Source organism: Pantoea sp. y20, assembly GCF_054903455.1.
Genome location: NZ_CM142816.1, coordinates 3,641,666 through 3,659,340, shown reverse-complemented (window position 1 = coordinate 3,659,340; position 17,675 = coordinate 3,641,666). Strand labels below are relative to the sequence as shown.

General features: G+C 56.9%; 21 protein-coding genes and 1 other RNA gene. 11 read left to right on the top strand and 11 right to left on the bottom strand.

The window, feature by feature from the left end; translation table 11 throughout:
• The first annotated feature begins 17 nt into the window (after window positions 1-17).
• From ACYAC5_RS16890 to ACYAC5_RS16865, 6 genes are all read left to right on the top strand, one after another.
• Window positions 18-794 carry a DUF4311 domain-containing protein gene (locus ACYAC5_RS16890; RefSeq protein WP_101762892.1) on the top strand — a complete coding sequence of 259 codons (777 nt, stop codon included), beginning with the start codon at window positions 18-20 and terminating at the stop codon, window positions 792-794.
• A gap of 12 nt (window positions 795-806) precedes the next feature.
• The gene (locus ACYAC5_RS16885) at window positions 807-1,454 is read left to right on the top strand and encodes a DUF4310 family protein (protein ID WP_064738408.1); all 648 of its coding nucleotides are present in this window, start codon (window positions 807-809) and stop codon (window positions 1,452-1,454) included.
• Window positions 1,455-1,557: 103 nt separating this feature from the next.
• The gene (locus ACYAC5_RS16880; protein ID WP_137386586.1) at window positions 1,558-2,691 is read left to right on the top strand and encodes an amidohydrolase/deacetylase family metallohydrolase; all 1,134 of its coding nucleotides are present in this window, start codon (window positions 1,558-1,560) and stop codon (window positions 2,689-2,691) included.
• Window positions 2,675-3,796, top strand: coding sequence for a DgaE family pyridoxal phosphate-dependent ammonia lyase (locus ACYAC5_RS16875; protein WP_101762894.1), 1,122 nt, complete (start codon window positions 2,675-2,677; stop codon window positions 3,794-3,796). Before ACYAC5_RS16880 ends, ACYAC5_RS16875 begins: the two co-directional genes overlap by 17 nt.
• Window positions 3,793-4,530, top strand: coding sequence for a 2-dehydro-3-deoxy-phosphogluconate aldolase (gene dagF, locus ACYAC5_RS16870; RefSeq protein ID WP_280172129.1), 738 nt, complete (start codon window positions 3,793-3,795; stop codon window positions 4,528-4,530). The genes ACYAC5_RS16875 and dagF overlap by 4 nt, the downstream gene beginning before the upstream one ends.
• Before the next feature lie 24 nt (window positions 4,531-4,554).
• Complete coding sequence (locus tag ACYAC5_RS16865) at window positions 4,555-6,465, top strand: BglG family transcription antiterminator (protein ID WP_222185353.1); 1,911 nt, start codon at window positions 4,555-4,557, stop codon at window positions 6,463-6,465.
• A gap of 137 nt (window positions 6,466-6,602) precedes the next feature.
• Here ACYAC5_RS16865 and ACYAC5_RS16860 read toward each other — a convergent pair whose 3' ends face one another.
• Window positions 6,603-7,502, bottom strand: a complete 900-nt coding sequence (locus tag ACYAC5_RS16860) for a LysR family transcriptional regulator (protein ID WP_101762897.1) — start codon at window positions 7,500-7,502, stop codon at window positions 6,603-6,605.
• Window positions 7,503-7,631: 129 nt separating this feature from the next.
• Here ACYAC5_RS16860 and ACYAC5_RS16855 point away from each other — a divergent pair, with 129 nt between their 5' ends.
• Complete coding sequence (locus ACYAC5_RS16855) at window positions 7,632-8,333, top strand: pirin family protein (protein ID WP_110867406.1); 702 nt, start codon at window positions 7,632-7,634, stop codon at window positions 8,331-8,333.
• Between the two features lie 54 nt (window positions 8,334-8,387).
• On the opposite strand, the gene dolP is transcribed toward ACYAC5_RS16855, so the two are convergent.
• The 4 genes from dolP to ACYAC5_RS16835 are packed head-to-tail and all read right to left on the bottom strand — an operon-like array spanning window position 8,388 to window position 11,948.
• Window positions 8,388-8,960, bottom strand: a complete 573-nt coding sequence (gene dolP / locus ACYAC5_RS16850) for a division/outer membrane stress-associated lipid-binding lipoprotein (RefSeq protein WP_101762899.1) — start codon at window positions 8,958-8,960, stop codon at window positions 8,388-8,390.
• A gap of 14 nt (window positions 8,961-8,974) precedes the next feature.
• Window positions 8,975-9,562: a DnaA initiator-associating protein DiaA gene (gene diaA / locus ACYAC5_RS16845; protein WP_007890352.1), complete on the bottom strand. Its 588-nt coding sequence runs from the start codon at window positions 9,560-9,562 to the stop codon at window positions 8,975-8,977.
• A 14-nt stretch (window positions 9,563-9,576) separates the two neighbouring features.
• Complete coding sequence (locus ACYAC5_RS16840; protein WP_008103534.1) at window positions 9,577-9,972, bottom strand: YraN family protein; 396 nt, start codon at window positions 9,970-9,972, stop codon at window positions 9,577-9,579.
• Window positions 9,930-11,948 (bottom strand): penicillin-binding protein activator, encoded by a 2,019-nt coding sequence (locus ACYAC5_RS16835; protein WP_462062046.1) that lies wholly within the window; start codon window positions 11,946-11,948, stop codon window positions 9,930-9,932. The genes ACYAC5_RS16840 and ACYAC5_RS16835 overlap by 43 nt, the downstream gene beginning before the upstream one ends.
• Window positions 11,949-12,010: 62 nt before the next feature.
• On the opposite strand from ACYAC5_RS16835, the gene rsmI reads away from it, so the two are divergent.
• From rsmI to mdtI, 4 genes are all read left to right on the top strand, one after another.
• Complete coding sequence (gene rsmI, locus ACYAC5_RS16830; protein WP_101762901.1) at window positions 12,011-12,874, top strand: 16S rRNA (cytidine(1402)-2'-O)-methyltransferase; 864 nt, start codon at window positions 12,011-12,013, stop codon at window positions 12,872-12,874.
• 33 nt (window positions 12,875-12,907) lie between these two features.
• Window positions 12,908-13,286, top strand: an RNA gene (gene rnpB, locus ACYAC5_RS16825) — RNase P RNA component class A.
• A 518-nt stretch (window positions 13,287-13,804) separates the two neighbouring features.
• Window positions 13,805-14,155, top strand: a complete 351-nt coding sequence (gene mdtJ / locus ACYAC5_RS16820; RefSeq protein WP_101762902.1) for a multidrug/spermidine efflux SMR transporter subunit MdtJ — start codon at window positions 13,805-13,807, stop codon at window positions 14,153-14,155.
• Window positions 14,142-14,471 (top strand): multidrug/spermidine efflux SMR transporter subunit MdtI, encoded by a 330-nt coding sequence (mdtI, locus tag ACYAC5_RS16815; RefSeq protein ID WP_101762903.1) that lies wholly within the window; start codon window positions 14,142-14,144, stop codon window positions 14,469-14,471. The genes mdtJ and mdtI overlap by 14 nt, the downstream gene beginning before the upstream one ends.
• Before the next feature lie 34 nt (window positions 14,472-14,505).
• On the opposite strand, the gene ACYAC5_RS16810 is transcribed toward mdtI, so the two are convergent.
• The 6 genes from ACYAC5_RS16810 to ACYAC5_RS16785 form a co-directional block, all read right to left on the bottom strand.
• Entirely contained in the window at window positions 14,506-15,480 is a 975-nt protein-coding gene (locus tag ACYAC5_RS16810) for a glutathione S-transferase family protein (protein ID WP_101762904.1), read from the bottom strand.
• Window positions 15,481-15,560: 80 nt separating this feature from the next.
• The gene (locus tag ACYAC5_RS16805) at window positions 15,561-15,971 is read right to left on the bottom strand and encodes a DoxX family protein (RefSeq protein WP_008103518.1); all 411 of its coding nucleotides are present in this window, start codon (window positions 15,969-15,971) and stop codon (window positions 15,561-15,563) included.
• A 207-nt stretch (window positions 15,972-16,178) separates the two neighbouring features.
• On the bottom strand, window positions 16,179-16,463 hold the full coding sequence (locus ACYAC5_RS16800; protein ID WP_008103516.1) for a YqjK-like family protein: 285 nt from the start codon (window positions 16,461-16,463) through the stop codon (window positions 16,179-16,181).
• Window positions 16,460-16,858, bottom strand: a complete 399-nt coding sequence (locus ACYAC5_RS16795; protein ID WP_192236531.1) for a phage holin family protein — start codon at window positions 16,856-16,858, stop codon at window positions 16,460-16,462. The genes ACYAC5_RS16800 and ACYAC5_RS16795 overlap by 4 nt, the downstream gene beginning before the upstream one ends.
• 2 nt (window positions 16,859-16,860) lie before the next feature.
• Window positions 16,861-17,166: an ElaB/YgaM/YqjD family protein gene (locus ACYAC5_RS16790; RefSeq protein WP_007890363.1), complete on the bottom strand. Its 306-nt coding sequence runs from the start codon at window positions 17,164-17,166 to the stop codon at window positions 16,861-16,863.
• Between the two features lie 35 nt (window positions 17,167-17,201).
• A complete protein-coding gene (locus ACYAC5_RS16785) occupies window positions 17,202-17,573 on the bottom strand; it encodes a DUF1090 domain-containing protein (protein ID WP_146001298.1) in 372 nt (123 codons plus the stop codon).
• Window positions 17,574-17,675 lie beyond the last annotated feature (102 nt).

Here is a 17,675-nt window from a genome sequence, read left to right as displayed (position 1 = left end):
AACAAGGGTACGACGACATGTTTTTAATCATTTTGTTTAAGTCGTTAATCATTGGCGGATTGGTTGGCGTCGGGGTGGGAGCGGGCGCAGCGCGCATGTTCCACGCACCGACCACACAAGGTATGGGCGCGTTCCGTACCTTGGGAGAACTCAATTCCTGTGAAGGCGATCCGGCATCGCACTTCTCCTTTGGTCTCGGCTTCTTCTTTAACGCCTGGGCATCATCCGTGGCAGCGGGTTCCTTCACGCAGGACGTCGATCACCGCATTTTGCCGAACTGGGGCGCGGCGGCACTGATGGTGAAAAACCGCAACGTGGCGGAAACGCTGCACAACCCGAAACGCATGGCGATTGCCTGCGGCATCATCGGCATGATTGTGGTGGCCTTCCTTAACAGCACGGCATCTGCGGTTCCGGCGGCGCTGCAGGTTACCGCAGTAAAAGTGCTGGTGCCGGCGGCTAACCTGCTGGTGAATACCGTGATGCCAGTGATCTTCTGGCTGGCAGCGATTGATGCCGGTAAGAAATCTGGCTTCTGGGCCACCATTTTTGGCGGTCTGGCGCAGCTGATCATGGGTAACGCCGTACCGGGTTTGGTGCTGGGCATCCTGATCGGTAAGGGTGTGGAAGAGAGCGGCTGGAACAAAGTCACCAAGGTGATGATGTTTGCCATCGTGCTGCTGTTTGCCTTGAGCGGCTTCTTCCGCGGTTTCGATCTGAAACTGCTGCAATCCTTCCAGCTGGGTATTCCGGGCTGGCTGGATATGATCCACAACAGCGTCAGCGGCAAATAAGGAGCCATCAGCATGAACGAGAACGAAAACAAAGGGTTCTGGTACGCCGACTGGTCTTTCCCGATTTTTGTTGGCCTGCTCTCCTCCGGCGTATTTGCCGGTACGCACATGTATTACCTGTACGGCATTGGTGCTTTTAACGAAGTGGCGTTTGTCTCGATGCTGCGCTCCGGTATGGAAACCGGCGTGTATGGCGCGGTGGCGGCGTTTGGTGCCAGCTTCCTGTTTGCACGCATTATCGAAGGTTCGCTGGTGGGGATTCTCGATATTGGCGGCGCGATCCAGACCGGCGTCGGCCTCGGCGTGCCTGCGCTGCTGCTCGGTGCTGGCATTGTGTTCCCGGTCGCCAACTTTGCCGCATCGCTGGCTACGGGTTTGGTGGTGGGCTTAGCGATAGGTTATCTGATCATCCTGGCGCGTAAGTTCACCATCAACCAGAGCGACTCAACCTACGGCGCAGACGTGATGATGGGCGCGGGTAACGCATCGGGCCGTTTCCTCGGGCCGCTGATTATCCTTTCTGCCATGGCGGCGTCGATTCCTATTGGTCTCGGTTCGCTGGTGGGGGCGCTGCTGTTCTACCTGTGGAATAAGCCTATTACCGGCGGCGCGATTTTGGGCGCGATGGTGTTGGGTGCGATGTTCCCAATCTCACTCTGATACTGATGTGCGGCCATATGGCTGCACATATCCGTAGCGGCGCCATTTATTGCGCGATAAATCACGCCGCTACGAAATGAGCGTTTGTACGTGAGGAGTAAGCATGTTTGATCTGATTCTGCGCCGCGCACGTCTGTGCGACGAACAGCTGGTGGATATTGCCATCCAGCACGGCAAAATTGCCGCCGTCGGCGAGGTGAGCGGCCCGGCACAGCAGGAGCGCGATCTCGCCGGACGTTACTATGTCAGCGCTGGCTGGATTGATAGCCACGTGCACTGTTATCCCCAATCCCCGATTTATCACGACGACGCCGACACCATTGGCATGGCGCAAGGCGTCACCACGGTGGTGGATGCCGGCAGCACCGGCGCTGACGACATCGACGACTTTTATCAGCTCACGCGTTCGGCTACCACCGAAGTACGCGCGCTGATCAACATTTCACGCACCGGCATTGTGACGCAAAACGAGCTGGCCGATATGGCGCAGATTGATGGCGATGCGGTGGTGCAAGCGGTGAAACGCCGTCCCGACTTTATCGTTGGCCTGAAAGCGCGCATGAGCAGCAGCGTGGTGGGCGAGAACGGCATTCAGCCGCTGGTGCGTGCCAAGGCGATTCAGCAGGCAGCCGGAAACTTGCCGCTGATGGTGCACATTGGCAACAATCCGCCCGTGCTGGAAGAGATCGCCGATCTGCTGACCTCCGGCGACATCATTACCCACTGCTTTAACGGCAAGCCGAACCGTATCTTGTCACCGCAGGGCGAACTGAAAGCAGCGGTGAAAAATGCCATCGCGCGCGGCGTGAAGCTGGATATCGGCCACGGCGGCGCCAGCTTCAGTTTTGAGGTGGCGCGTCAGGCGATTGCGCAGGGCATTCTGCCCGACACCATCAGCTCCGACATTTACTGTCGTAACCGCATCAACGGCCCGGTGCATAGCCTGGCGCACGTGATGTCGAAATTCTTTAGCATTGGCATGACGCTGCCGCAAATCGTCGAGTGCGTCACCGTTAATGCCGCTGCTGGCTTGCGTCTGGCGGGCAAAGGGCGCTTGACCGCCGGTTATGACGCCGACCTGACCATTTTTACCGTCAAAGAGGAAGCCTGCCCGTTCGTTGATGCTGAAGGCGAACGGGTATTAGGTGAACAACATATTCTGCCGCTGGCCGTGGTTATCGCCGGTCACTGGCATCTGACTGATGAAGGGAAAGCGAATCATGTCTTCGATTTATGAAAAATATGACCTGAAACAGGTCATCAACGCCTCGGGCCGCATGACCATTCTCGGCGTCTCCACGCCGTCTGCGGATGTGGTGGATACCGTCAGCTATGGTCTGAATCACTATTTCGAGATGAAAGATCTGGTCAACAAGACCGGCGCTTACATCGCCAAACTGCTGGACGTGGAGAGCGCGGTGGTGGTGTCGTGCGCCTCAGCGGGCATTGCGCAGAGCGTGGCGGCGGTGATTGTTAAAGATAACGACTGGTTGCTGGAGAACCTGCACGCCGCACCGCTCAGCGTGCCGCACGATATCGTGGTGCCAAAAGGGCACAACGTGAACTTCGGCGCGCCGGTTGGCACGATGGTGGCGCTGGGCGGCGGGCGTTTGATCGAAGCCGGTTACAGCAATGAATGTTCGCCAGAGCAGTTGGCGGCGGCAATCACGCCGACCACAGCGGCGCTGATGTACATCAAATCGCACCACTGCGTGCAGAAAAGCCATCTTAGCGTGGAGCAGGCAGCGGTAGTGGCGCGCAAGCACGGCATTCCACTGATCGTTGATGCGGCAGCGGAAGAGGATTTGCAGTGTTACTACCAAATGGGCGCGGATCTGGTGATTTACAGCGGTGCTAAGGCGATTGAAGGGCCGACCAGCGGCTTAGTGATTGGTCGCACGCAATACGTTGAGTGGGTGAAGCGCCAGAGCAACGGCATTGGCCGCGCGATGAAAGTCGGCAAAGAGGGCATTCTCGGCCTGACGCAGGCGATTGAAAACTATCTGGTGCAGCCAAAAACCACCGGCGCCGAGATGGTCGCCAACATGACGCCGTTTATCGACAACCTCAACACGCTGAACGGCGTCACCGCCCGCGTGGTGTGGGATGCCGCCGGACGCGATATTGCGCGTGCCGAGATCAAGTTTGATGAAGCGGTCACCGGCTGGCCGACTGGCGAACTGGTGCAGGCGCTGAAAACCGGCGACATCGCCATCTATTTCCGTGGCTACAAAGCCAACGAAGGCATTATCGAAGCCGATGTGCGCAGCGTTAGCGCCGATCAGCTGCACATCATCTTTAGCGCTATTCAGGCGTTGATCAGCGGAGGAAAACGCGCATGAGTCTGAACCCGAATTTCTATCAGGATCGCCTGTGCCTTAACGTGCTGGCCGGTTCGAAGCAGAACGCAAAAGCGATCTGGCAGGCGGCTGAAGGTCATGTGCTGGTGGGCGTGCTGTCAAAAAACTACGCCAGCAATGAAGCGGCGATTGCCGATATGCGCGAGTATGCGGCGCTGATCGACAATGCGTTATCCGTGGGTTTGGGCGCGGGCGATCCCAACCAGTCGGCGATGGTGAGTGAGATCTCGGCGGTGCTGCAACCGCAGCACGTCAATCAGGTCTTCACCGGCGTGGCGACCAGCCGTGCACTGCTCGGCCAGACTCAAACCGTGGTGAATGGTTTGATTTCACCGACCGGCACGCCGGGCCTGGTGAAAATCTCCACCGGACCGCGCAGCTCGAAGAGCGCCGACGCGATTGTACCGATCGACAGCGCCATCGCCATGTTGCAGGACATGGGCGGCAGCTCGGTGAAATACTTTCCGATGGGCGGCCTGAAAGCGGTAAATGAGTATCGCGCGGTGGCGGAAGCCTGCGCGCGTCACGACTTCTGGCTGGAACCCACCGGCGGTATCGATCTCAATAACTTCGAAGAGATTGTGCGTATTGCGCTCGATGCGGGCGTCAGCAAAGTGATCCCGCACGTTTACAGTTCGATTATCGATAGCGCAAGCGGCGACACGCGCATTGACGATGTACGTCAGCTTCTGGCAACGTGCAAGAAACTGCTGTAACAAATGAGTGACAGGTGAGGCTCCGTGAGATTTCCCAATCAGCGTCTGACTCAGCTTTTCGCTGCGCTGCAAAATGAAACGCTGCCGCAGGATGAGCTGGCACGTCGCTTTTCCGTTTCAACGCGCACGGTGCGCACCGATATCACCGCGCTGAATGCGCTGCTGGAACAGCATGGCGCGCAGTTTGTGCTGGCGCGCGGCGCGGGATATCAACTCAAAATTGACGATGCGGCGCGCTTTGGCCGCTTACAGCAAGAGAGCGCGACGCCACTGCGCGTGCCGCGTACCTCACAGGAGCGCGTGCGCTATCTGCTGACGCGCTTTCTGACTGCGGCGTATTCGATCAAGCTGGAAGATCTGTCCGAAGAGTGGTTTGTCAGCCGCGCCACGCTGCAAAGCGATATGGCAGAAGTGCGCGAATGGCTGGGCCGCTATCACCTTAATATCGAAACCAAACCGCATTACGGCATGAAGCTGTTTGGCAGCGAGGCGGCGATCCGCACCTGCTTAACCGACCTGCTGTGGCAGATCGATCAGGAGACGCCGGACAGCCCGCTGCTGACGGTAGAAGCGCTGCACAGCGGCATTTTGGCGCAGCTCGAACCTTTGCTGCAACAGTGCTTCGCCCAGCACGCCATTCGCCTCAGTGATGAAGGCGACCGCTATCTGCAAATCTACTGCGCGGTGGCGGTACGACGCATCAGCGAAGGTTTCCCGCTCAACGATCCGGGTGCGGAAGATGTGGGCGAGGAAGTGCGCGAGGCGGCGCACGATCTGATTAACCTGATGCGTCCGCTGGTCGGCAAACCGATTTCACAGGCGGAAGAGAACTGGCTGCGGGTCAACATCGCCGCACGCCAGATTCAGGCGCTGGCACCGAGCACCATTAACGCTGACGACGCCGATGCGCTGGTCGATTACCTGCTGAATTACATCAACACCCATTACAACTATCGGCTGCAGCATGATGAGCAGCTGCGCGCCGATCTGCTCACCCATATCAAAACCATGATCACGCGGGTGCGCTACCAAATCCATATCCCCAATCCGCTGCTGAGCAACATCAAACAGCACTATCCAATGGCCTACGATGTGACGCTGGCGGCGGTGACCAGCTGGGGTAAATACACCCCTTACACTATCAGTGAGAACGAGATCGGTTTCCTGGTGCTGCACATTGGTGTTGGGCTGGAGAGGCATTACGACGTCGGCTATCAGCGCCATCCACAGGTGCTGCTGGTGTGCGACAGCGGCAACTCCACGCTGCGCATGATTGAGGCGCTGCTGCTGCGCAAATACCCGCAATTGGTGGTGACGGCGCGGCTGTCACAGCGCGACTATGAACTGCGCGAGCATATCGATGAAGACTTCGTGATCTCCACCGCGCGGCTCAGCGAGAAGAATAAGCCGATTGCGGTGATGTCGCCATTCCCAACCGAGTTCCAGCTGGAGCAGCTCGGCAAGCTGGTGCTAGTGGATCGCACGCGCCCGTACATGCTGGAGAAGTACTTCGACGCGCAGCACTTTATGGTGCTGGATAAGCCGATGGCGCAGTCAGAGTTGTTTCGCCTGCTGTGCGATCAGCTGGAGAGCGAAGGTTTTGTCGATGCGGATTTCTATCCGTCGGTTGAGGAGCGCGAAGCGATTGTCAGCACCCTGCTCGGCGAAGGCATCGCGCTGCCGCATTCACTCGGACTGCTGGCGCAGAAAACCGTGGTCTACACGGTGCTGGCGCCGCATGGCGTGAGCTGGGGCGAGGAGACAGCATCGGTGATTTTCCTGCTGGCGATCAGCAAGAGTGAATACGAAGAGGCGATGGCGATTTACGATCTGTTCGTCACCTTCCTGCGCGAAAGAGCGATGACGCGGCTGCGCGATTGCGCGGATTTTGTCAGTTTTAAAGCGGTGGCGATCGATTGTTTGAGTCGGATGTAAGGGTTGTGCGTGCTGTCCCCCATCCCGGCCTTCCCCCGCAAGCGGGGGAAGGAGATGCAGCTTCATCACTAACATGTGGCAGCATCTTCCTCCCCCATTTATGGGGGAGGACCGAGGAGGGGGAAACCCCGCACAATCTACCCGCGCTTCGCCAGTAACCTCGGAATCTCACGCAAACACCAGGCTTTGGCTTCGCCCATGCTGTCGCGGCGCCACGCCATAATAATGTCCACTTCGCGCGTATACTCGGCGCTCACCACGCGTAAACGACCTTCGGCGATATCCTGCTCCACCATCGGATACGGCATGGTCGCCACACCCAAACCGGCCAGCAGCGCGCGGCGTTTATCATCCATGCTGCTTACCGTCAGACGCTGCTGCTTATCCAGCAACTGCACCGTCAGCACTGGGCGCTCGCGCGCGGTGTCCGCCACTGCGATGCCGCGATACTTCACGCGCGTCACTTCTGACAGCGGCTCAGCTTCCTGATGAATGGGATGATCCGGGCTGGCAACGTAGACGCTCATCGTGCTGTACAGCTTGCGGGTGTTGATTTCGGTTGAGGCGCGGAAGTGCATATCCGGGGCAATCACGATATCGGCGCGGCCCTGTTCCAGCCGCTCCCAGGCGCCGGCTAACACTTCCGTGATGAGAGAAATTTGCGTATTGGCTTTTTCTGACAGCTTCTCAACCAGCGGGAATAAACGCTCGGAAGGCACCAGCGCCTCGGCAACAATGGTGAGATGCGTTTCCCAACCGCGCGCCAGCGCTTCGGCATCGGTGGTGAGCTTATCGGCGGCCTCCAGCAGCACGCGGCCCCGTTCCAGCAGCATGCGGCCCACGTTGGTGAACTTGGTGCGGTGGCCGGAACGGTCAAACAGCACCACATCCAGCTCTTCTTCCAGCTTCTGCATGGTGTAACTCAGCGCGGAAGGGACGCGACCCAGTTCATCGGCCGCAGCGGCAAAGCTGCCACGACGGTCAATAGCATCCATCACACGTAAAGCTTCAAGGGTTAACGCGCGGTCTTTTGCCATGCCGATTCTCTGTCAGTAAATTTGAACATGCCAGGCAGATTAACTGGCTTACAATCCGGCGTCCAGACTTTTACCATAATCCCATCAAGCCTGCGGTCGGTTCTCACCGCAGCGCGTCGGAGGATTATCATGATGACAACCCGCTGCGCGTCCGCATGTGGCCAGGCCGATTTCGGTTGGTTGCAGGCGCGCTACAGCTTCTCATTTGGCCACTATTTCGATCCAAAATTAATGGGCTACGCGTCGCTGCGCGTACTCAACCAGGAAATTCTGGCCCCGGGCGCCGCATTCCAGCCGCGCAGTTATCCGCAGGTCGATGTGCTGAATCTGGTGCTGCAAGGTGAAGCCGAGTATCGCGACAGCGAAGGCAATCATCTGGTGGCGCGTGAAGGCGAGGCGATGCTGCTCTCTGCGCGTCAGGGCGTGAATTACAGTGAAATTAACATCAGCAAAGATCGCCCGTTAACCCGCATGCAACTGTGGCTGGCGGCCTGTCCGGAACGTGAAAACCCGCTGTTGCAGAAGCTCGACCTGCCGCAACAAACCAGCGTACTGATCGCCTCGCCCGATGGCGCGCAGGGCAGCCTGCAGCTGCGCCAGCAGGTTTGGGTGCATCAGGTGACGCTAGCGCCGGGCGAGCAGTACACGGTGAAATTGCACGGACCGCGCGCTTACCTGCAATCGATCCATGGTTCGCTGGATGTGCAGGCCAGCAGCGCCAACCAGCAGCCGCTAGGCTGCGGCGACGGCGCGTTTCTCAGCGATGAGAACCAGATTAGCCTGCAGGCCAGAACGCCGCTGCGCGCGCTGGTGATTGACCTTCCCGCCTAACCCTCACGCACAAAAAAGGGCGACCGAAGTCGCCCTGATGCTTTGCTGCAACGCTTATTTGAGAATGGTGAAGGCCGTAGTCACGTGCTTCACGCCGCTCACCCGGCTGGCAACATCGGCCGCCGCCTTCGCTTCTTCTGCAGTAACCAGTCCCAACAGGAACACTTCACCGTTTTCGGTGGTCACTTTCACGTTGGAGGATTTCACCTGATCGCTGCCCAGCAGCTGCGAGCGGATTTTGGTGGTGATCCAGGTATCCGATGACGAGGTGCCGAGGCTGACTTTCTGTCCATTACGGATTTCGTTATACACCTCGGTGGCTCCATCAACGCCCATGGCGATCTGTTTGGCACGGCTTGCCAGATCCGGGGTTGGCGACTGGCCGGTTAGCAGTACTTTGCCCTGATAAGCGGTGACAACCACGCGGGCCTGGTTTTTGATCTGTTCATCTTTTGCCAGTGCGTTCGAGACGCGCAGCTCCAGCGTACCGTCATCGACCTGCGTGCCCACGGTGCGCGGGTCAGTGGCGGTTTTGGTGGCGACGGCAGCGCCGCCGGCAACCACGGCAACACAACCTTGCAGCAACATGGCGGTTAAGAGAATGGCGACAGCGTTCAATGCTTTCATTTGAGCTCCTTCAGTCATTCCTGGTGTGGGAATAAAGTGTTATCAATCAAATCGCACAGGCAGTTCAGCGTCAGCATATGCATTTCCTGAATGCGCGCACTGCGATGTGATGGAATGCGAATTTCCACATCATGCGGACCGAGCAGGCCCGCCAGCTCACCGCCGTCGTGGCCGGTTAACGCAACGATGGTCATATCGCGGGTAACCGCAGCTTCAACCGCTTTGACGATATCGCGGGTGTTGCCACGGGTGGAAATGGCCAGCAGCACATCACCAGCCTGACCAAGCGCTCGAACCTGCTTGGCGTAGATTTCATCGTGCAGACGATCGTTACCAATCGCCGTCAGCATCACATTATCAGCGCTCAGCGCCAGCGCAGGCAGGCTAGGGCGCTCTGTCTCGAAACGGTTAATCATGCTGGCGGCAAAATGCTGAGCATTCGCCGACGACGCACCGTTACCGCAGCTAAGGATTTTGTTACCGTTCAGCAGCGACTGCACCAGCGTCATCGCGGCGCGGGAAATCGCATCGGGCAGCGCTTCGGCTGCGGCGATTTGGGTCTGAATACTTTCGGTAAAACACGCTTTAATTCTGTCCTGCACAAGACCACCTGGTTCTATCCATCGGCATTAAAGGCATCGGGCAGCCACTCCAGCTCACGCCCGGTAATGGCAATGATGTCAAAACGGCAATTCACCGTATCAAAACTGCCGCCACGCGCCAGCAACCAGAGCGCGGCGGCACGCAGCAGCTTTTGTTGTTTCTGGCGCGTTACGCTGGCGGCGGCACCGCCGTAGCGCGCATCGCGTCGATAGCGCACTTCAACAAATACCCAGCAATCGGCGTCGCGCATAATCAGGTCAATTTCCCCGCTGCGACAGCGTACATTGCTGGCAAACCACTGCAGCCCGGCGCGCTCCAGATAGCGACGCGCCAGTTGTTCCTGCTCAGCGCCAATGCGCTGGCGGTTTACTGCACCGGAACGATCTGTCCCTGACGATACTGGTTCCATGCCAACTTCCTGTTGATCACGCAATCCGTGTCGGCGTTCAGCTTGCCGGTGTTGCCATCAATGGCAAAGCCAGGCACCTGACGCATCTGGTTAAAGTTATTCGCCAGCGTCCAGGCATCAATGCCCATCGCGTAGAGGCGAACCAGCGAATAATCGTTGTTAAACGACTTCGCCGCCTGCTGCATTAAGCCCGGATTGCTACCGGACAGCAGCGGAATATCGCTGAACTGCAGGCCATCCATCTCCAGGCGGAAGTCCGGGCCTGCACCCGCCTGCGCACTGCGTGAGCTGGCGTAGAGTGCGGTGTTGTTGCGGCTGCTGGTGCGCATCGCAATCATCGGCTTGATGAGCTGCAGCTCATCCTGGCTGGCGACGATGTACACCGCATCCACGCTACCGCTGCTGGCATCGGCCGTTGGCACCGGTGCGCTGGTTTGCGGTGCAGGAATCGTCAGGCCAGCAATCGCCACGCTCTGCGATTGCGCGGGCTCAACGTTGAGCGGCGTGCCGCTTAACGCGATACCCGCACCGCTGTTGATGCCTTGCTTGAGTTCGCCGACGCCGCCAAAACGCTGCTGCAGTACGGTTGAGCCACCCAGCGTTTGCCACTCTTGCGCGAACGCTTTGCTGATACGGTCGCCATAACTGCTGCGCGGCACCAGCAATAATGGCTGGCGTTTGCCTTGCTCGTAGATATGGTGCGCGGCATCGCGTGCTTCGTCTTCAGGAGAAAGCGCAAAGTAACAAATATTCGGATGGTTCTGGATCTGTTCTGGCTCGTTCAGGGCCAACACGTTAAGCGGCGTGTTGCTATTGGCGACGGTTTCAACGTCATTTTTTAGAAGCGGGCCGACCACCAGCGTGGCGCCATCTTGCTGCGCCTGCTGCATCACCTGCGCAATCTGCTGGCTACTGGTGTCATACACTTTCACCTGCGCATTGCTGTTGCCCTGTGCGGCGGCGGGTTGTGCGGCTGGCTGTGACTGCTCGGTTTGCGGCGGTGTGTTACCTGCAACGGCGGGGCTGACCACGCTATTGGCGTCCGCTGGCGGCTGTGCGCTGGCATCGGCTGTATTAGCCTCAGGAGCGGCTTGCGGTGCCGGTGCATTGAGCACGCCATTGCGCGCATCGGTGAAGCCTTTCTGAATCGCATTGGCAAACACCTGCGCCTGGCCGTTAAGCGGCAGCAGCAGCGCGATGGTATTGGTCGACGCTTTGGTGAAGTTCTGCACCTGGCTGAGCTGGGTTGGCAGTGTCTTCGCGCCTGGGTTCTGCGGATAACGCGTCTGCCAGTCCTGAATCGCCGCTTTCAACATTTGTGGGTCCTGGCTGTTTGCGCGCCAGGTATTCAGCAGATCGAGCCAGCCCTGCAGGGTATTTTCATCAGCATTGATCACCAGGCTGTTGATCTGATCCTGGGTCATCTGCGTCAGCGCTTGCCAGGTTGCATCGATATTGCTTTGGTGATCGGCACCTTTCAGCAGCGGCTCCTGCGCAATATAGGCACGCAGCAGCGAGAGTGAAGGGCGATTCTGTGCCGCCGCGATTTGCAGCGCGTAGTAACGCACCTGCTGGTCCTGCGACAAGCCGCCGCTTTTCAGCTGGCCCAGCAGCTGTTGCGCACCGGTGTAATCCTGCTGCCCAATCTGCATCTGCGCGCGCAGCAGCAGCAGTTCTTGCTGTTGCACTTCGCTTAACTGCTGCGGCAATTGATTGAGCTGATTCGCCGCCTGCGGATACTTTCCTTCCTTCAACAGGGCACGGATGGCAAGTAATTGCCAGTCGGTCTTGCTATCATCGCTGCTTTGCTGCACCTGCTGCAGATAATAGTCAGACCGGCCAGTCGCAGGACCCTGAATATTGACGTTAGAGGTTTGTTGCGGTCCCTGACCACTACAGGCGGCTAAAATCAGCCCAGCGAGAAGAACAGGTACTAAGCGTCCTGCTTTATGACGTACGACTTTTGAAGGAAGCATACTGTATCCAGTGATGTTTTTTTCAAGATGCTCAATATTAAATCGGCAATTCGGATGAAACAATGAAACAACTCGATCGGGCAGAGATTTCTGCCAGCACGCTCTATATCGTTCCTACCCCGATCGGTAACCTGGGTGATATCACTCAACGAGCGTTGACGGTGCTCTCAAGCGTCGATCTAGTCGCAGCGGAAGATACACGTCATACCGGGCTGTTGCTACAACATTTCGCCATCAATGCGCGACTCTTCGCACTTCACGACCACAACGAACAGCAGAAAGCTGAGGTGCTGTTAGCTAAGCTGCAAGAGGGCCAGAGCATCGCGCTGGTCTCCGATGCCGGCACGCCGTTAATCAACGATCCCGGCTACCATTTGGTGCGTCGCTGCCGTGAAGCTGGTGTGCGCGTGGTGCCGTTGCCAGGTGCTTGTGCGGCGATTACAGCATTAAGCGCGGCGGGGTTACCGTCCGATCGTTTCTGTTACGAAGGGTTTCTACCGGCCAAAAGCAAAGGACGTTGCGATGTGCTGCGCGCGCTGGGTGAAGAGCCGCGTACGCTGATTTTCTACGAATCGACCCATCGCCTGATCGATAGCCTGCAGGATATGGTCAGCGTGTGGGGCGGCGAGCGCTACGTGGTGCTGGCGCGTGAGATCACCAAAACGTGGGAATCTATTCAGGGCGCACCGGTCGGCGAGTTGCTGGCGTGGGTGCAGGAAGATGAAAATCGTCGTAAAGGCGAGATGGTGCTGATTGTTGAAGGCCATAAAGCCGATGAAGAAGCGCTGCCGGCGGAGGCGTTGCGCACGCTGGCGCTGCTGCAAAAAGAGCTGCCACTGAAGAAAGCCGCTGCGCTGACGGCGGAAATTCATGGGGTGAAGAAGAACGCGCTTTATAAGTACGCGCTGGAGCAGCAAGAGGCGTGACAAACGCTGGCAGATCGCCTATTATCCCGCGCCGAAGCTGACCAGACAGTCGCCGCTTTGTCGTCGTCCTCTTTCGGGGGGAGACGGGCAAAGGGGAGGAAAGTCCGGGCTCCATAGGGCAGGGTGCCAGGTAACGCCTGGGGGGCGCAAGCCTACGACCAGTGCAACAGAGAGCAAACCGCCGATGGCCCAGTAATGGGATCAGGTAAGGGTGAAAGGGTGCGGTAAGAGCGCACCGCGCGGCTGGCAACAGTTCGTGGCACGGTAAACTCCACCCGGAGCAAGGCCAAATAGGGGTTCACAAGGTACGGCCCGTACTGAACCCGGGTAGGCTGCTTGAGCCAGTGAGCGATTGCTGGCCTAGATGAATGACTGTCCACGACAGAACCCGGCTTATCGGTCAGTTTCGACTTTTTTAAACACAAAACCCGCTTCGGCGGGTTTTGTGTTTTCTGGGGCTGGGTGCGCGCTGGCCCTCATCCTAACCTTCTCCCGCAGGCGGGAGAAGGGACCGATCGAGCGATCTTTCAAACCGCAGCGGCTTATTCCCTCTCCTGTGGGAGAGGGCTAGGGTGAGGGCATCAGTCCAATAACATTAATTAAACGCCTCCACGTAAAGAAATGAAAATCCCTGAAAACATTACTGCCGCTATGCCAGAATAAGCGCGTGTTTAACTACTGAGGACAAATTTAATCCACACTGACGAGAAGCAACAACGTGGATAAGTTGTAATTTTATGGACAAAATGTTTGCGTCAAATAAGGCTCCACTCTCCTCCTCTCTCTCTGAATCAAACTGCTCAATCTGCGATCAGCACTGGCGCTTCGCGCTTTAGTTCCGTTCTCTCCTATTCTGACTTTTTAATTTAACTTTGCTAACACGCCTATTTTCGCGTGGGTGGCGTTTATTTCTCGTTCAGGAGAGAAATCATGCTGTATTGGATTTTATTAGCGCTGGCGATCGCCGCGGAAATTATTGGCACCGTCTCAATGAAATGGGCCAGCGTAAACGGTGGCAACGCCGGTTATATTTTTATGCTGGTGATGATCGCACTTTCTTATATTTGTTTATCCTTCGCCATCAAGCGCATTGCCCTTGGCGTGGCGTATGCCATGTGGGAAGGCATTGGCATTCTGTTTATTACGCTGTTTAGCGTGCTGTTGTTCGATGAAGCCTTATCCGCCATCAAAGTAGCCGGCCTGCTGACGCTGATCCTCGGCATCGTCCTGATCAAATCCGGTACGCTGAGCCGCAAGGAGCTGCGCCATGGCAACGTTTAACTGGCTGCATATCGCATGGCTGGCGCTGGCCATTGGCCTGGAGATCGTCGCCAATATCTTCCTGAAATACTCCAACGGTTTCCGCCGTCCACTGTTTGGCGTGTTATCGCTGGTGGCGGTGCTGGCGGCGTTCAGTGCGCTGGCGCAGGCGGTGAAAGGCATTGATTTGACGGTAGCCTACGCGTTATGGGGCGGGCTGGGATTGGTCGCCACCGTGGCGGCAGGCTGGATTCTGTTTGGCCAGCGTCTGAGTCGGGTTGGCTGGCTGGGCGTGGGATTGTTGTTGGTCGGTATGGTGCTGATTAAGTTTGCCTAAAGTCCCCTCTCCACGTTGGGAGAGGGTAAGAGCATCAACCCCGGCCGTGTGGCTCATCCCAGTCAAAGGCTGGACCCAGCGAGATCACGCCGCTTGGGTTGATGGTTTTGTGGCTGCAGTAGTAGTGATGGCGAATGTGCGGCAAATTAACCGTGTCAGCGATGCCTGGCATCTGATAGATATCGCGCAGGAAGCCGCTCAGATTACGGTAATCACTGATGCGGTGACGATCGCACTTAAAGTGGGTGACGTAGACCGGATCGAAGCGCACCAGTGTGGTCCACAAGCGCAAATCGGCTTCGGTAAGTTGGTTGCCAGTGAGATAGCGGTGTTGGCCAAGAATCTGTTCGAGACGCGCTAACGAATGGAACAGCGCCGTTACCGATTCATCGTACGCCGCCTGCGAAGTGGCAAAACCGCTTTTATACACGCCATTGTTGACCGTGTCGTAAACCCAGCTGTTCACTTCATCAATTTTGTCGCGTAGCTGCGCCGGATAATAGTCACCCGCGCGGGCACCTTGCGCATCAAAAGCGCTGTTAAGCATGCGCATGATGTCGGCAGATTCATTACTGACGATGGTTTGCTGGGTTTTATCCCACAGCACTGGCACGGTCACACGGCCGGAATAGTGCGCATCGGCGTGCAGATAGATTTGATAGAGAAACTCTTTTTGATACAACGCATCGCCGGTGGCGTCAGGGAAGCTGGCGTCAAAGGTCCAGCCGTTCTCCAGCATCAGCGGATGCACCACCGAAACTGAAATCATCTCCTCCAATCCCTTGAGTTTAAGCATTAACAGCGTGCGATGCGCCCACGGGCAGGCAAGCGAGACGTAAAGATGATAGCGACCACGCTCAGCGGCGAAGCCCGCTTTGCCGGTTGGACCGGCGCTACCATCGGCGGTAACCCAGTTACGCCAGACGGCTTCTGTGCGCTTGAAGCGGCCACCGGTTGACTTCGTATCGTACCAGGTATCATGCCAGACACCGTCAATCAGCTGTCCCATAAGCCCTCCATAATAAAAAGGGGCGAGGAAAATCCCCGCCCCTGCAATTCAGTATATGTGTTCTCTAACGGTTGTGCTGCTTAGCGTGCGGTTGCTGGCTGAACGCGCTGACGAATCAGTCGGTCAATGCTGTAAGCGCCTGGACCTACCAGACCCAACACCAGGAAGCCACCGGCGATGGAGAGGTTTTTCATGAACATCAGCTGGTTAACACCTTCCGCGAAGTTGCTGTGGAACAGGAACGCGGTCAGCAGAGTAAAGCCAGCGGTGAACAGGGCGGTAAAGCGCGTCAGGAAACCGAACAGAATCGCCAGGCCGCCACCGAACTCCAGCAGAATAACCAGCGGCAGCAGGAAGCCTGGGACGCCCATTGCCTGCATGTATTGTGCGGTACCGGCGTAACCGGTGATTTTGCCCCAGCCTGCGGTGATAAACAGAATGGTCATTAATACGCGTGCTACCAGCAGGCCTGAGTCTTCGAATTTTTTCATCATCTACTCCAACAAGGTTTTTGTTGCAGGTTGTTGGCCTGCGGGTTTTGAATCCCCTTGAACCGGTTGTTTCAGTTCACTGGGCTGATGGAGGGAGATGATAATCGCAGGTTGAAAGAGTTGTAAGCGAGATAAACTGTCAATGTTGTTCAGTAAATTTGAGGAGAGTAAAACCGAATCAATTCGATCCGGTTTTAGAGAGAGAAGCTAGCGGGTATTTAAAGTCGATTTGATCATGCGCCAGGTGCTCCAGACGCCGAAACCGCGCTTGGCCCAGCGCAGCAGACGATTGGGGCTGCGAATCGACCAAATGGCCAATGCACTGCTGCCAATCGCCAGATAACGACGCATGCCAATGATGGTTAACCAGCCGCGATCGTACTGCGCGGTGCTGGTCAGCCAGTCGCGGCTGTCGGCGCTGAGGTCAAGCCGCTGCTGCTGCACCTGATTGAGCAGTTCGTGAATGCGAGCTTCACGTTCGCGGCGGCTCATGAGCGATGCTCCTCCAGCAGTTTGCGATCGGTATCCAGCTCTTTACGCGTATGGCGCAACAACGTTGACTGACGCGATTTGTATAACGTCCACAAACCGAAGATGAGCGCCAGAGCAAATAGCACCGCCGTAGTGATGGCAATCGCCATCAGGCGATATTGTGCGTCCACCGCCCAGATGATCAACACCATCAGGCTCATGAGACCGAAAGCGGTAAACAGCATAGTAAGGCCCACCATCATCAGCATCTGAATCAGGTTGGCCTTTTCCTCTTCCAGTTCCACAATTGCCAGTCTGACGCGCGTCTCGACCATGCTAACCAGCGTGGTAACTACCCGTTGACCGATGTTAAAGACCCCTTTGCCGGGGCCGTGGCTTTGCTGACTATCACTCATCATTAACGCCGTGAGATTAAAATGCCGATGAGAATACCTACCGCTGCACCGATACCCACGCCGTGCCACGGATTGTCGCGCACGTATTCGTCCGCTTTTTCCGCTGCTTCACGCGTGGTTTGTGCAATACGTTCGCCGGAGTCGCCAAGACGTTCACGGGAGCTTTCAATAGCGCCGCGCGCTTTATGACGCAGTTTATCCAGCTCACCTTTGGATTTATCTGCTGAGCTGCTCAGCACTTCTTCCAGGGTATCAGCCAGATTTTTCAATTCAGCGCGCAGATGTTCAGATGTTGTTTCTTTAGCCATGGAAATCTCCTTTTACAGCATTGAGTTAAGTCCGATTAATAAGGTTCAGCTTCAAGCTTTTTCAGTTCGTGCTGCGCATCGAGCAGCTTACGTTCGCGCTTCTCAATTTTGTCCTTGTCGCCATCCTGACGCTCTTCTTTCAGCTCACGCTCACGTTCGGCGATTTTGTGCTTCTGCTCAGCGATGCGTTCGCTATGTGCAGATTTCAGCTTCTCATCGGTGCAGCCTGCGCGGACTTCGGTCAACGCGCGCTCCAGCCCGGTAACGCGGCGCTGGTTGTCGTGCTGTTTTGCCATATCGATCTCGCGTTGAATATCCTGCTCTTTTTGTTGGCAGAGCGATTCAGCCGCCAGCAGCGAACCCGAGAGTGAAAAAAGAATAGCACCTAGCAGTAATTGATGTTTCATCAGGTTGTGACCTTCCATTGTTGATGACCTGCCCGAGAGCAGACAGGAGAAGCTTCCCAGCATGTCTTAGGCTTACGCTATCTCTAAGGATAGACAGCAGAC